The organism is Stappia sp. ES.058 (assembly GCF_900105595.1).
GTDB lineage: Bacteria > Pseudomonadota > Alphaproteobacteria > Rhizobiales > Stappiaceae > Stappia.
Genome location: NZ_LT629784.1, coordinates 2,809,641 through 2,823,591, shown reverse-complemented (window position 1 = coordinate 2,823,591; position 13,951 = coordinate 2,809,641). Strand labels below are relative to the sequence as shown.

Sequence of the window (13,951 nt, the reverse complement as noted above, 5' to 3'; positions counted from 1 at the left end):
CATGCGGCCTAACTGTCAGAGGCTTGCGCGCGCAGGCACTCCTCAAGCCAGTGTGCGGCTTTCAGCGTCCGGCGGTCCGCGGCATACGCCCCGACCGTCTGAACGCCGAGCGGCAGGCCCGCAAAGCTCTGCAGGCCCGGGACATTCGCGGCCGGTGCGCCCATCAGCGTCCATACACGATTGAACACCGACGAGCCGGTCGAGGCGAGGCCGATGGGGGCGGCGCCCGGCGCCGACGGTGTTACCAGCACATCGACTTTCGACAGGATATCGGAAAAGGCGCGGCGCGCCTGTTCGGCCGTGCGTTGCGCATCGTCATACGCAGTGGCGGAAATGGCTGCCCCTTCATCCAGCGTCTGGCGCAGAACGGCACTCAGCTTGTCCGGGGCAAGATCCACTTCCGCGGCGAGTGCGCGGGTGGCCTCGTAATCCTGAATTGTCTGATGCGCCGCAAAGGCTTCGCGAAAGACCGGGGGGAGCGAGACGGACGCCGTTGCGGCCCCCGCGCGGTCGGCCGCGCGCCGGACACGCTCAAGCGCGACACTCATCTCGTCGTCCGCCTGGGCCCAGGGTTGCGGTTCCACGAAACCGAGCCGGGGCGGTGTCGGCACCTCGCCATCCACCCGCCAGTCGCGATCGGCCAGCACGCCGGCCGCGAAGGCGACGTCGGCGATGCCCTTGGCGAAGACACCGACCGTATCCAGCGACCAGGAGAAGATCTTCACGCCGACTGTCGGAAGGCGGCCGAAGCTCGGCTTGAAGCCCGCTATTCCGCAGAATGCGGCCGGTCGCACCACGGACCCGCCGGTCTGCGTGCCAAGGGCCAGGGGAAAGAAGCCGGCCGCGACACCGGCGGCCGAACCCGAGGAAGACCCGCCCGGTGTGTGGTCGAAATTGTGCGGATTGCGGGTGGGACCGGGGCTGAAGAAGGCGAACTCCGTGGTGACCGTCTTGCCGAGGAGGCATGCCCCTGCCCGCCGCGCCAGCGCAACGATCGCCGCATCCACCGCAGGGCGGTTTTGCGCGTGGATCGGCGAGCCATAGGCGGTGATCCGGTCGCCGGTGTCGATGTTGTCCTTCACGCCGATCGGCATGCCGGCAAATGGTCCATAGGTGCTGTGCGCGGCGGCGCGTGCGGCCTCGATATCGACGGAGACGAAGGCTTCGATCTCCGCCTCCCTGTCCGCAACCGTCGCTGCGATTTCGTCGTAGAGCGCGTCGACCGACAGGGTGCCTGCGTCCAGTCTGCGCGCGATGTCGAGGGCTGACAGCATCGATTCCTCCAATTTCCAGAATCAGATCTTGCCGACAATCTCAAGAACTTCAAGCGTTTGCACAGGCCGGTCTGTATAGAGAGGCGGCTTTCCTCCGCGTTTGGCAAGAAAGAGGACGCGTGCCGTCCCGTTCCGGGTCGCCAAATCTTGAACGCGACCGCTTTCAGGGATTCACAGTATCGCTGTTGCGTTTGCTTTCGGGATGCAGGGTCTTTCCGAGAATGTGGCTGTCGCGCCCGATGACATGCGAGCTGGTGCCCACAATCAGGTTGTCGGGCGCGCGCACGACAGAATGATCCTTGTTCGGATACGGCAGATTTTCCAGAAAATGCCGCATGCAATTCAGCCGCGCGCGTTTCTTGTCGTCGGACTTGACGACGGTCCAGGGCGCATCGGCGGTGTCTGTGTAGAAGAACATCGCCTCCTTGGCTTCGGTGTAGTCATCCCAGCGATCCATCGAGGCGCGGTCGATGGGCGACAGTTTCCATTGTTTCAAAGGATCGGTTTCGCGGGCCTTGAAGCGGCGGCGCTGTTCGTCGCGCGAGACCGAAAACCAGTATTTGAACAGGCGGATGCCGGACTGCGTGAGCATCTGTTCGAATTGCGGGCACTGCCGCATGAAGTCGAGGTAGTCATTCGGCGTGCAGAAATTCATCACCCGCTCGACGCCGGCGCGATTGTACCAGGACCGGTCGAAGAACACGATTTCGCCGCCGGCGGGAAGCCATTCGATATAGCGTTGGAAATACCATTGCGAGCGCTCGCGATCCGATGGCTTGGTCAATGCGACCACCCGGGCGGCCCGCGGGTTCATGTGCTCCATGAAGCGTTTGATGGTGCCGCCCTTGCCGGCCGCGTCGCGGCCCTCGAACAGGAGCACGACCTTCTGGCCGTTTTCTTCCACCCAGCGCTGGGCCTTCAGCAGTTCCACCTGAAGCGCCGATTTCTGGCTCTCGTATGTCTTGCGGCGCATTTTGTCCGCATAGGGGTAGGCGCCGGTTTCGAAGATATCGCGCACCGCCTGCGGGTCGTGGCGCAGCGTGGCGAGCGTGTGCCGGCGGGCGGCTCCGGCCTCGATCGCATGGCGGCGTCGGGCCTCGGCGCTTGTGCCGGTTGCCGCCTGACCGTCTTTCGCTTCCGATCCACCCGCTTGCGGGGGCTCGTTCGTGTTGATGGGGGAGGGGGCGTTGTTCTTGTCTTCCGGCATGTTCGGTTCCGCCTGGTTCGGTTCTGGCCTGTCGGCCACGATGCTTGTCACCGAATACAGCTTTATCACGCGACGGAAGATTCGTCGTTGATACCGGTCAACACCCGGCAGTTTCAAACGAATACGCCTTCGCCGGCAATCGAGTGCCGGCGAAGGGGCGGTGCGGCGCGGCGCGCAGCCATGCGGCGGCCGGTCAGCGGCAGAGCTTCTGCTCGCCGGAGTAGGCGGTGAAGCGTCCGGTGCGCGGGTTGAAGGTCTTGTACTTGGCGTCGCAGTAGCGATACCACTCGGGGGTCCAGGGGGCCGGGCGGTTTGCGCCGACCACAACCGGCGCTGCCGGGCGGTAGCGGCGGGTGTCATGGGCCGGGCCGTAGTTGCGCGGATGGCGGGGCGCATACACCGGATCCTGATCGATATACTCGGGCCCGCTCAACGCCGAACCGAGGAACGCGCCGGCCGCCAAGCCTATCACGCCGATGGCAAGTGCTGCGCCGATATCGTCATTGTTGTTGTTCCGCCGGTCGTGACGCCGGTTCTGATGACGGTTCTGGTGGCGATTGCCGCGGTTGGGGCGATGGGCCTGATGCTGACCGCCCCGGTGGTCGCGCCACTGTTTGCGTCCGCCGCCGGCTTCCGCAGCGGAAAAGGAGGGAAGCAGCATCGCGCCGGCAAGGGTGGCGACGAGAAGGCGGGAGGACAGGCTCTGAAGTTTGATGGACGCGGTCATGAGGGCGGCTCCTTCGGTGTGTCGCTGTAACGACGATGACACGAAGATGCCACCCGGCAGTTGAACCGGTCCTGAGACGGGCATTCATCCGCCGTTCAGGAAAACGGCCGCGTCAGCGGCAGAAGCGGTAGCGCCCGGAATAGGCGAGATAATACCCGGTGCGCGGATTGAAGCTGCGGTATTTGCGTGCGCAATAGGCGTACCACTCCGGCGTCCAGGCGGCCGCGCCGCGATAACCGCGCCGTGCGGGCGGGGCATAGCGCCGGGACGTCAGCGCCTGCTGCGCGATCAGACCCGTGGCGAGACCGATGATGCCGGCTGCCGCCGCGCCGTTGCCGCCATATCCGAAATACACACCGCTGCCGTATCGCGGATTGCGGTAGGGGCGGTAAGGCCGATATGCGCGATAGCCCCTTTGCCCCCGGTAGGGACGGTAGGCGCGGTGCGGACGATAGATCCGGCGTTGGTTGTGGCGATAGGTGCGCTTGTGGCGATAGTGGCGACCGCCGTCGACCACCAGGCGGTTCGTGTAGGGTCCCTGCAGCACGGTGTCCGGCTGCGCTGCCGCTCTTTGCGGGGCGAGGGGTAACGACAGGATGATCGCCAGCGCGCCGGCAAGAGCCAGCCGCAGGCCGGCGAAACGGGGAACGAGGGACATGGCTGGTCTCCTTTCGCAAACTGGTCGGCCGGCTTCGCGAACCGGTCGGCCGGCGCGGGACAGGGCGAGTGCGTGTCGCTTTCCCGAACATGGACCGCCTGCAATGTGGCGAGAGCGTGGCCCGTTCGCCGACCGGGCTTGAGCGCTTTCAACGGGCCTCACCTGTCGTTCGGCAATTGCATTGCGGCGCCCCGGCGGGCAAAACAGGTGCGATCCATGAGCGGCGGGTTTCATGGAAACGATGCCTGGAGATCGTGTCATCGCCGACGGCGCAAGGAAAACCGACCCGATCCGGCCGACCGACGACGCGGCGCGCGCTTTGGCGCGCGATCTGCTGCGCCGGGCCCGGTTCGGTGCGCTCGGCGTGCTCGATCCGGGCGATGGCGCGCCCTTCGTGTCGCGCGTGGCGCTTGCCACCGAAATGGACGGCGCCCCGGTGGTGCTGATCTCCGCGCTTTCCCGACACACACAGGCGCTGGCCGGCGACGCGCGCTGTTCGCTGCTTGTGGGTGAGCCGGGCAAGGGGGACCCGCTTGCCCATCCACGCCTTACACTTGTGGCGGAGGCGGAGCCGATTGCGGCGGATGCTCCGGGTTTTGAGCACGTGCGACGGCGCTATCTCATGCGTCATCCAAAGGCCAAGCTGTATGCAGGGTTTTCGGATTTTTCGTTTTTCCGCCTGCGGATCAAACGGGCGAGCCTCAATGGCGGGTTCGGCAAGGCCTACGAACTCGCGCCACGCGATATCCTGCTGGACGCGGAGGTGGTCCGGGCTTTTGCGGAGCTCGAAGCCCCGGCGATTGCGCATATGCACGATGATCACCTCGATGCCGTTCGCCTTTATGCCCGAAAGCTGGCGGGAGCGGACGAGGGGGCGTGGCGTCTTTCGTCTATCGACCCGCAAGGGCTCGATTTCGTCCACGGCGACCGGGTTGCAAGGCTTGCCTTCGATCCGCCGCTTGCCAAGCCCGAGGACCTGCGCCCGCGCCTTGTTGCCCTTGCGAAACAGGCCCGGGACGGAGAATGATCGTTTCAGAACCGGCGCGCGACCATGACGCGACCTTCAGGGAGATTCGACGCGTGATATCCAGTTTTCGTTTTCGGTGCAGCATCGGGGGCAATCGGGCGGGTCAAAACACGGCGTCGGGGGCGGGGGCGGGCCGGTGGTCGGGCGTATTGCTCATGGCACTCGGCCTTGTGGCGTGTACGGTCGCCGCCTCGCCGGCCGCGGCCCAGTACCGGCTCGCCCCCTTCAAGGACCGGCTGTTCGACTACCCCGGACTGCTTGCTGGAAAACCGCAGGATCCGTTCGTCATCGTCGACTACGACAAGCGCCGCGACATCCATCGCCGCGACAAGGTCCTGGAGCGACAGGTGCACGGCGAATATGTCTCGATGAAGCCGCGCAGCACTCAGGAGGACCTGACGCTCAAGGCAAACGGCCGCACAATCAGTTACATGCGCGTCGGAAGACCGCGTGGCGCGAAGGCCATCGTGATTTACGTTCACGGTCAAGGCGGTAACAGATTTCAAGGAATGAATGACGTCAGTTTCGGCGGGAATTTCAACCGCATCAAGAACCTGATGGTCCGCAATTCCGGTGTCTATCTGACGCTCGATGTGAAGAACTTCAAGGACCGGGGCGAGGCCGACGTCAAGGCGTTGATGCGTCACTACACCCGCCAGGCGCCGGGCGCGCGGGTCTACGTCGCCTGCGGCTCGATGGGCGGTGCGTTGTGCTGGCGGCTGGCGAAGGACAGTTCGGCGTCCGCGATGATGGGCGGCATTCTGTTGATGGGGTCGACCTGGGACGAGGGGTATTTTTCCAGCTCGACCTTTCGCGCCGGGCGCCTGCCGATCTATTTCGGGCACGGCAGTTGGGACAAGGTCTACGACTGGAAGAAACAGGCCGGGTTCTTCGAGCGCCTCAAGGCCCGCAATCCTCGCTATCCGGCCCGTTTCGCCCTGTTTGAGACGGGAACGCACGGAACGCCGATCCGCATGACGGACTGGAGACTGATCCTCAACTGGATGTTCGCCGCGACGGGTCGGTGACGGTTGGTAAAGGGGGACCCGCCCATCCGGGTCGCCCGATCTCGCGCAGCCACGCGGCGTCGAATTTTCGAATGAGGTCAAGGATGATCGCGATCACGCCGATCTACGCCGGCGTTCTGGCACTGGTGTTTCTGGTCCTGTCCGCGCGGGTGGCGCGCCGCCGCATCGGCGCGCGGATCGCGTTGGGCACCGGAGGCGATCCGCGCCTCCTGCGTCTGACGCGCGCGCAAGGAAACTGCGCCGAATACGCTCCGATCGGCTTGCTGCTCGTCCTTTTGATCGAGCTGCAGGGCGGGCCGGAATGGCTGATTCACGGGCTCGGCCTCGCGCTCGTCGTCGGGCGCACGCTCCATGCCGTTGCCGTTTCGCGGGAGCCGGAGCCCTTGCCGCTCAGGGTCGCGGGCATGGTCCTGACCTTCTCGGTGCTCGCGATTGGAGCGCTTTCAACGCTTGGGTTCGCGCTCGCGCAACTCCCTGCCGGTATCGGTGTTTGAGGGGCGCGTCCTACTTTTTGCACTTGATGCTGTTGGTGGTTTTATAAATCCGGCAGCTCGTGAACGTCTGAACGTGATACCAGCCGCTCCCTCTTTTTCCGAACTCGGCCCAGATGAAGCCCTCTCGTGAGCCTGCGGCCGCCAGAAGACTGGACAGCGGGTTTTGGCCCGAATAGGTCGCCTTGAACTGGCAGCGATAGCGACTGAAACCTTTCAAACCGATGCAGGTGTTCAGCGTGAAGCCGGTCAGCGTCATGCCGAGCCCCCTGGCATAGTTGCTGGCCCACCGCTCGATTTCCTCTGAGCTGGGTCCGCCCGCGCCGGACCGGGTGTCTCTCTTTGCCTTGAGGCGCGCGATTTCCTTGTCCATGCTCTCGAGCTCGCCTTCGAGGACCTTTTTCAGGGCGTCCGCATACTCGAGCGTTGCGGTCTCTTTCGAGGCGGCCGCCTTGCGGATATCCGTCTCGATCCGGGCGACGAGGTCATCCGCAGCGGCTATCCCGCTCTTTTGCGCGAGTTGCGCGTATTTCAGCGCGGCCGACAGGTCTTCGTCCACGCCGGTACCGGAGTGGTAGAGGGTCGCCATGTTCAGTTGCGCCTTTCCATTGCCGCCGTTCGCGGCCGCCAGATACCATTTGGCCGCCACCCGCGCGTTCTTGAAGACGCCGCGTCCCGACCAATAGCTGTCGCCCAGAAAAAGCTGCGCCCGCGCGTGACCCTGTTCGGCCGCGGCGCGAAACCAGCGTGCCGATTGTTTGGGGTCCTTCGGAATCACGGCGTCATCGAGATACATGCTTCCCAGCAGCATCTGTGCATCGGCGTGGCCCTGTTCAGCAGCGGCGGAGATCCAGTCCGTCGCCTGTCTGTTCTGCGCGGGCGGGGCGTCACGCTTCAAAAGCGCGAGGCCGAGCATGTGCTGTGCATCGGCCAGTCCCTGGTCAGCGGCGGCGCGCAACAGCTCCCGTCCCGTCATTTCGCTGCGGGGAACACCGTCCCCGCGAAGGTAGAGCAGGCCGAGAGCGACCTGCGCGTTGGCGAACTCCCGGTCGGCCGCCTTTCGATACCATGTCGCGGCCTTGCTGCTGTTCCTGGGGGTGCCCAATCCGTACTGGTGCATGTAGCCGAGACTGTATTGCGACGGCGCAAATCCTTGCCGTGCGGATGCCTCAAACCATGTCATGGCTTTGGCGCGGTCCTTGGGAATGCCCATACCGTCGAGATGCATGAGGCCAAGGTTGCCCTGTGCCAGCGCGTTCCCTGCCTCGGCCGCCTTTTCGTTCCACCTGAGTGCACTGTCATAGGTCTTCGCGGCGAGATGCGCGCGCCCCAACAGAGCCCAGACCCGTGTGTCGTCGCGGTGTTTGACCCAGGCTTTCATGCAGGCAGGGATTGCCGTTTCCGGATCGAGCGCGCTGAAGGCGACGCGGTCGGGATCTGCAGCGGAGATGCAGGCGCGAAGCCTGTCCGTTTGTTCCTGGGCGGCGGCGCCATCCGCGATTGCTGCAATAAGCAACCCGCAAAGGAGACCGCGCGTCAACCACCGTTGTGTTTCCCCAGCCATGGATCCCCCCGAAACAACGTCGTCGTCGTGGCGCCATCGCTCCAGACAGGCTGGGTCCCGACCGTCGTTATGGGATGCGGCGCCCAAGGCGAGCGGAGTATACGCCGTTCGCAGACAGTGTATTCGAGATCGTGCCTTTCCGCATCCCCTCGAGACCTGGCGGCGGCCGCGTCGCGGTTGCCGCCTCCATGCCGTTATGTTTTGCGCCCGCCCGGGGGAGATCGATCGTCAGGCGGCGCGGATGTTGCCGAGGAATGTGTCCAGCTCCTGCTGAAGCAGGCCCGACTGGCTTGCGAGATTCTCGACCGTGGAGAGGACCTGCCGGGCGGCGGCGCTGGAATCGACCGCACCGGCGCTGACCGAGTTGATCGTGCGGGTGATGTCATTGCTGCCTTCCGCGACCTCGCTGACGTTGCGGGCGATCTCGGCTGTCACCGCTGTCTGTTCTTCGACCGCGGATGCAATCGAGGAAATCTGGTCGTTGATCCGGTTGATTGCGTCGACGACGGCGGAAATCGCCTGCGACGTGTTTGCCGCTCCGCTCTGCATCTCTTTCACCTGGGAACTGATGTCCTCGGTCGCCTGACCGGTCTGCCCGGCGAGCGCCTTGACCTCACCGGCCACCACGGCGAAGCCCCGTCCGGCCTCGCCGGCGCGCGCCGCCTCAATGGTGGCATTGAGCGCCAGCAGGTTGGTCTGGTCGGAAATGTCGTTGATCAGCTTGACAACATCGTCGATCCGGCTTGCCGAGCTGGCAAGTCCGTTGACGGTGTCGCTCGACTTGCGGGCGTTTTCGTTGGTTTCACCGGTCGCGGAAAGCGCGGCGGTCACCTGGCGGCTGATTTCGGCGATCGAGGCGGAGAGCTCCTCCGCCGCGCTGGCCACGGTCTGAACACCCGTTGAGGATTCCTCCGCGGCTGCTGCCACGGTACCGGCGTTGGTCGAGGTTTGCTGGGCGTTTTTGGCCATCAGGGTAGCGGTTTCCTCCAGTTCGTGAACAGCGACGGCGATTCCGTCGGAGACACGCTTGACCGTTGCCTCGAGATTGTCGGCGAGGCGCATCGTTGCCTCGCGTTTCTCGCGTTCGATGCGCTCTTCCTCCTCCTTCGCCTGTGCCTGCAGGCGCTGGATTTCGATGGTCTTTTCCCGGAATTCCGTGAACGCGGTTGCGAGTTCGCCGATTTCCCCGCCGGCGCGGATCCCGAGTTCGACGGAGGTGTCGTTTTGCGCGAGCCGGTTGAGCGCCGCGACGACAGCGCGAAGTGGACGGCTGATGCCGAAGAGAGCGATCAGCATCGCCAGTCCGACGCCGGCGACGATCGCGATCGTCGCCACGACGCCCATCACGACAATGCCGTGCTGCTCGTGGTCTTTCGCGGTCGCGGTCGAGGTCGAGACGAAACGGTTCAACTGTTCGGTGAGACTGACGAGTTCGGTATTGAGGCGTTCCTGTTCGCTTTCAAGTGCGACGGCGAGCTCCTCGGCCGTCGTAATGTCCCCGTTCCTGATGTGGTTGATGATGGTCTGAATGTGGTCGTCGTAGGCCTTGTGCTCGGTCTCGATCGTCTTCAACTGGCCAAGCACATCCGCGTATTTGGCACGCTGGTCGTCCGTCGACGCGACATCGATGCCTTTCCGGGCGATCTCCTCTGCCTGGAGAATTTCCGTGTCGACCTTGGAGGCCAGCGCAACCAGGTCTTTCGTCAAGGTATCCAGCTCGCCCACGGATGAGCCCGCATCGACCTTCCCGACCCGCAAGACCTTCTCGACGAGAAGGGCCTGCTCGAGCTGGTGCATGCTCACCTTCGATACATTTGTCGTGAGCGGTACGGTCTCGTCGGCGATTTCCTCAAGCTCCTTGCCGATGCCCTGCATCTGCGTGAGACCGACGATGGCAATGACAACCATCATGATACTTAGGAAACCGACAAGTCCGAGGATTTTCGCGGAAACGGTTGCCAGGCTCGGCCGGCCAATCTTTTTGGTATGCATCTTGCTGCCCTTCTGTCGCAAAATGGGCCCGGCCCAGGGTGCGGAGTCATCGGGGGTATTACGCGGGCAAAGTCTAAACGTTCGATTATGCTTATATCTAATATGGTTGTTTCTTTCTTTTCTCTCGTGGGTTGCAGAAAAAACGCTTTCAATTCAATAAACTCGCTCGGATCGCATTTTCCGGTTTTTTATCGCGATGTCCGGAATCGCCGGTCGACCCTGCGGACCCTTTGGAGGGGATCGCGTGCGAATCACCAAAAACCGGCCTCCGCGAGGCGAAGGCCGGTTCTGTCACGCTTCACCTTGCGCGGAGCGCCTGTCGATCAGGCCTTGCCCCACCCGCCTGCGGTCGGGGTGATGACCGTCACGGCCTCGCCGGCCTTGAGCACGGTCTGGTCGCAGCCTTTCAGTTCCTCGCTCGCGCCGTCGAGACGGCGGACCAGCGTTCGTCCCAGTTCGCCGTCGCCGCCGCCATCCATGCCTTTTGGCGGCAGCGTGCGGTGAGACGACAGGATCGCCAGTTCCATTTCCTCAAGGAAGCGGATCGTGCGCTTGGTGCCGCTGCCGGCGGACCATTTGCCGGTGCCGCCCGATCCCTCGCGGATGTGGAAGTCCTCGAGCAGAACCGGATAGCGGAATTCCAGCACTTCCGGATCGGTGAGGCGCGAGTTGGTCATATGGACGTGCACGCCGTCGGTTCCGTTGAAGCCGGGGCCGGCGGGCGATCCTGAGCACAGCGTCTCGTAGTACTGGTGGGTGTCGTTGCCGAAGGTCAGGTTGTTCATCGTGCCCTGACTGTTTGCCATGGCTTTCAGCGCGCCGAAGAGCGCGTTGGTGACATGCTGGCTCGTTTCCACATTGCCGGCGACGACCGCGGCCGGATAGGCCGGTTTCAGCATGCAGCCGTCGGGAACGACGATGTTGATCGGCCTGAGACAGCCGGCGTTCATCGGGATGTCGCCCTCCACCATCACGCGGAAGCAATAGAGCACCGCTGCGCGGGTCACCGGTTCGGGCGCGTTGAAATTGTTGGCCTTCACCTCGCTGGTGCCGGTGAAGTCGACGGTCGCCTCGCGGCTCTCCTTGTCGACGGTGATCTTCACCTTTATCACTGCGCCCTGGTCGGTCGGATACTCGAAGGAACTGTCACTGAGCGCCTCGATCACCCGGCGCACGCTTTCCTCCGCGTTGTCCTGAACATGGCCCATATAGGCCTGCACGACGTCGAGGCCGAAGTGGGCGACCATCTTGCGCAGTTCCTTCACGCCCTTTTCGTTGGCGGCGATCTGCGCCTTCAGGTCGGCGACATTCTGGGTGACGTTGCGAACCGGCCACGGATGATCGGTAAGGAGCTCGACAAGCGCCTCCTCGCGGAAACGGCCCTGATCGACGAGCTTGAAATTGTCGATGAGAACGCCTTCCTCGTCCACCGTGGTGGCGAGCGGGGTCATGGAGCCGGGCGCCGATCCGCCGACATCGGCGTGGTGGCCGCGCGAGGCGGCCCAGAACAGGATCTCCTTGCCCTCGTCATCGAAGACGGGCGAGACGACGGTAATGTCGGGCAGGTGGGTGCCGCCGTTGTAGGGCGCGTTCAGCGCGAAAACGTCGCCGGGACGGATCTTGCCTTCGTTGAGCTTGATCACCGTTTCGACCGAGCGGTCCATGGAGCCCAGGTGCACCGGCATGTGGGGCGCGTTTGCGACCAGTGCGCCGGAGGCGTCGAACACCGCACAGGAGAAGTCGAGCCGCTCCTTGACGTTGACCGAATAGGCGGTGTTTTGCAGCGTCACGCCCATCTGTTCGGCGATCGACATGAAGAGGTTGTTGAAGACCTCGAGCATCACCGGATCGGCCTTGGTGCCGATGGCCTCGACGCGGGCGAGCGCCTCGACCCGCGTGAGGACGACATGGTCCTTGGCGGTGATTTCCGCTTCCCAGCCCGGTTCGACCACGACCGTTTGATGCGGCTCGACGATCAGCGCCGGCCCCTTGAGCCGATAACCGCGCTTCAGATCGGAGCGGGTGAAGACACCGGCCTCATGCCATTCGCCATCGGCAAAGACCTTGCCGGTTTCGGCCGGCGTCGCGGTTCCCTCGGATACGGGGGCGTCGTCTTCCGCGATGCCGGAGCCGCCGCCGACGGTCTCCATTTCAAGCGCCTCCACGACGATCGGCTTGTCGTCATAGACGAAGCCGAACTGGGCGCGGTGGGCGTCGGCGAAGGACACGACCATGGCATCGATGTCGTTCTCCGCGTAAGCGACGGCAATCGGCGTGTCGGTGCCCTCGTAGCGCAACAGGGCGCGCGGCAGGTCGAAGATTTCGCCATCCGGCACGCCCTGGGAGGCGACTTCCTTGCGCGTTTCGTCGCGAAGCTTGCCCGCGAGCGTGGCGAGATCGGCGAGCGCGCTGTCTTCCAGACGACGCACGACGGCCTGCTGGCGGGTGGCGCGAATGTCGGCAAGCCCCATGCCATAGGCGGAGAGAATGCCCGACAGCGGATGCACGATCACGGTGGTCATGCCGAGGCTGTCGGCGACAGAGCAGGCGTGCTGGCCGCCGGCGCCGCCGAAACAGGTCAGCGCATAGTCGGTCACGTCATAGCCGCGCTGGACGGAAATCTTCTTGATGGCGTTGGCCATGTTCTCAACGGCGATCTTGAGGAAGCCTTCCGCGACCTCCTCGGCGGTGCGCCCATCGCTGATTTCTGCGGCCATCGCCTTGAATTTCTCCACCACCGCATCGCGGTCCAGCGGCTCGTCGCGGCCCGGTCCGAAGATCCTGGGGAAGAAATCCGGACGCAGCTTGCCGACCATCACGTTGGCGTCGGTGACGGCGAGCTGGCCGCCGCGCCGGTAGCAGGCGGGACCGGGGTTGGCGCCGGCCGAGTCCGGGCCGACCTGGAAGCGGCCGTCCTTGTAGTGGAGGATAGAGCCACCGCCGGCCGCGACCGTGTGGATCATCATCATCGGCGCGCGCATGCGCACGCCGGCGACTTCCGTCTCGAAGGCGCGCTCGTATTCGCCGTTGAAGTGGGAGACGTCGGTCGAGGTGCCGCCCATGTCGAAGCCGATCACCGAATCGAAACCGGCCATCTTCGAGGTTTCAACCGCGCCGACGACGCCACCGGCGGGGCCGGAGAGGATCGCATCCTTGCCCTGAAAGAGGTCGGCCGCCGTCAGTCCGCCCGACGACTGCATGAACATCAAGCGGCAGTCGGTGCCCTCGATCTGCAGCTCGCTCGCGACCTGCTCCACGTAGCGGCGCAGGATCGGCGAGAGATAGGCATCGACCACGGTGGTGTCGCCGCGCCCGACCAGTTTCATCAAGGGCGAAACCTCATGGCTGACGGAAACCTGGGTGAAGCCCATCGTGCGCGCGACCTCGGCCACGCGGCGCTCGTGTTCGGGGAAGGCATAGGCATGCATGAAGACGATCGCGAGCGAGCGGATGCCGGTGTCGAAGGCGGCCTCAAGGTCCTTTTTCACGGCAGCGAGATCCGGCTCGGCCTCGACCGTGCCGTCAGCGCGCACGCGCTCATCGACCTCGACGACGCGCTCGTAAAGCAGTTCCGGCTTGATGATTTCCTTGGCGAAAATGTCGGGCCGCGCCTGATAACCGATCTCAAGGGCATCGCGGAAACCCTTTGTCGTGACCAGCAGCGTGCGGTCGCCCTTGCGCTCCAGAAGCGCATTGGTGGCAACGGTGGTGCCCATCTTGACCGCGGCGATTTTCTCGGCCGGGACGCGCTCGCCCGGTGCGATCTCCATCAGGTCGCGGATGCCCTGGATGGCGGCGTCGCGATAGGCTTCCGGGTTTTCCGACAGCACCTTGTGGGCCCTGATCTCGCCGTCGGGCGTGCGCGCCACGATATCGGTGAAAGTGCCGCCGCGGTCGATCCAGAAATCCCACTTCGCGCTCGTCATGTGTCTCTCCCGGTCTTGTCTCTGGCTCGGCGGCATGGGCAGCGTGCCTGCATGGCT

The 13,951-nt window shown here is 64.3% G+C and carries 10 protein-coding genes; 3 read left to right on the top strand and 7 right to left on the bottom strand.

All coding sequences use genetic code 11. From position 1 onward, the window contains the following. Positions 1-8: 8 nt before the first annotated feature. The 4 genes from BLU32_RS13135 to BLU32_RS22075 form a co-directional block, all read right to left on the bottom strand. Positions 9-1,274, bottom strand: coding sequence for an amidase (locus tag BLU32_RS13135; protein WP_093807615.1), 1,266 nt, complete (start codon positions 1,272-1,274; stop codon positions 9-11). A 163-nt stretch (positions 1,275-1,437) separates the two neighbouring features. Then, positions 1,438-2,481 carry a polyphosphate kinase 2 gene (gene ppk2, locus BLU32_RS13130; RefSeq protein WP_093811014.1) on the bottom strand — a complete coding sequence of 348 codons (1,044 nt, stop codon included), beginning with the start codon at positions 2,479-2,481 and terminating at the stop codon, positions 1,438-1,440. Positions 2,482-2,674: 193 nt separating this feature from the next. Further along, positions 2,675-3,208: a BA14K family protein gene (locus BLU32_RS13125; RefSeq protein ID WP_093807614.1), complete on the bottom strand. Its 534-nt coding sequence runs from the start codon at positions 3,206-3,208 to the stop codon at positions 2,675-2,677. Positions 3,209-3,320: 112 nt separating this feature from the next. Beyond that, a complete protein-coding gene (locus tag BLU32_RS22075) occupies positions 3,321-3,866 on the bottom strand; it encodes a BA14K family protein (protein ID WP_093807612.1) in 546 nt (181 codons plus the stop codon). Positions 3,867-4,098: 232 nt separating this feature from the next. On the opposite strand from BLU32_RS22075, the gene BLU32_RS13115 reads away from it, so the two are divergent. The 3 genes from BLU32_RS13115 to BLU32_RS13105 all read left to right on the top strand — a co-directional run bounded on the left by BLU32_RS13115 (position 4,099) and on the right by BLU32_RS13105 (position 6,415). Continuing rightward, on the top strand, positions 4,099-4,893 hold the full coding sequence (locus BLU32_RS13115; RefSeq protein WP_244501698.1) for a HugZ family protein: 795 nt from the start codon (positions 4,099-4,101) through the stop codon (positions 4,891-4,893). A 155-nt stretch (positions 4,894-5,048) separates the two neighbouring features. Next, complete coding sequence (locus tag BLU32_RS13110) at positions 5,049-5,921, top strand: phospholipase (protein WP_093811010.1); 873 nt, start codon at positions 5,049-5,051, stop codon at positions 5,919-5,921. Positions 5,922-6,004: 83 nt separating this feature from the next. Continuing rightward, positions 6,005-6,415 (top strand): MAPEG family protein, encoded by a 411-nt coding sequence (locus BLU32_RS13105; RefSeq protein WP_093807610.1) that lies wholly within the window; start codon positions 6,005-6,007, stop codon positions 6,413-6,415. Positions 6,416-6,425: 10 nt separating this feature from the next. Here BLU32_RS13105 and BLU32_RS13100 read toward each other — a convergent pair whose 3' ends face one another. From BLU32_RS13100 to BLU32_RS13090, 3 genes are all read right to left on the bottom strand, one after another. Then, complete coding sequence (locus tag BLU32_RS13100; protein ID WP_093807608.1) at positions 6,426-7,976, bottom strand: SEL1-like repeat protein; 1,551 nt, start codon at positions 7,974-7,976, stop codon at positions 6,426-6,428. A gap of 228 nt (positions 7,977-8,204) precedes the next feature. Beyond that, on the bottom strand, positions 8,205-9,968 hold the full coding sequence (locus BLU32_RS13095; protein WP_208976882.1) for a methyl-accepting chemotaxis protein: 1,764 nt from the start codon (positions 9,966-9,968) through the stop codon (positions 8,205-8,207). Between the two features lie 323 nt (positions 9,969-10,291). Further along, a complete protein-coding gene (locus tag BLU32_RS13090) occupies positions 10,292-13,894 on the bottom strand; it encodes a hydantoinase B/oxoprolinase family protein (RefSeq protein ID WP_093807606.1) in 3,603 nt (1,200 codons plus the stop codon). Positions 13,895-13,951 lie beyond the last annotated feature (57 nt).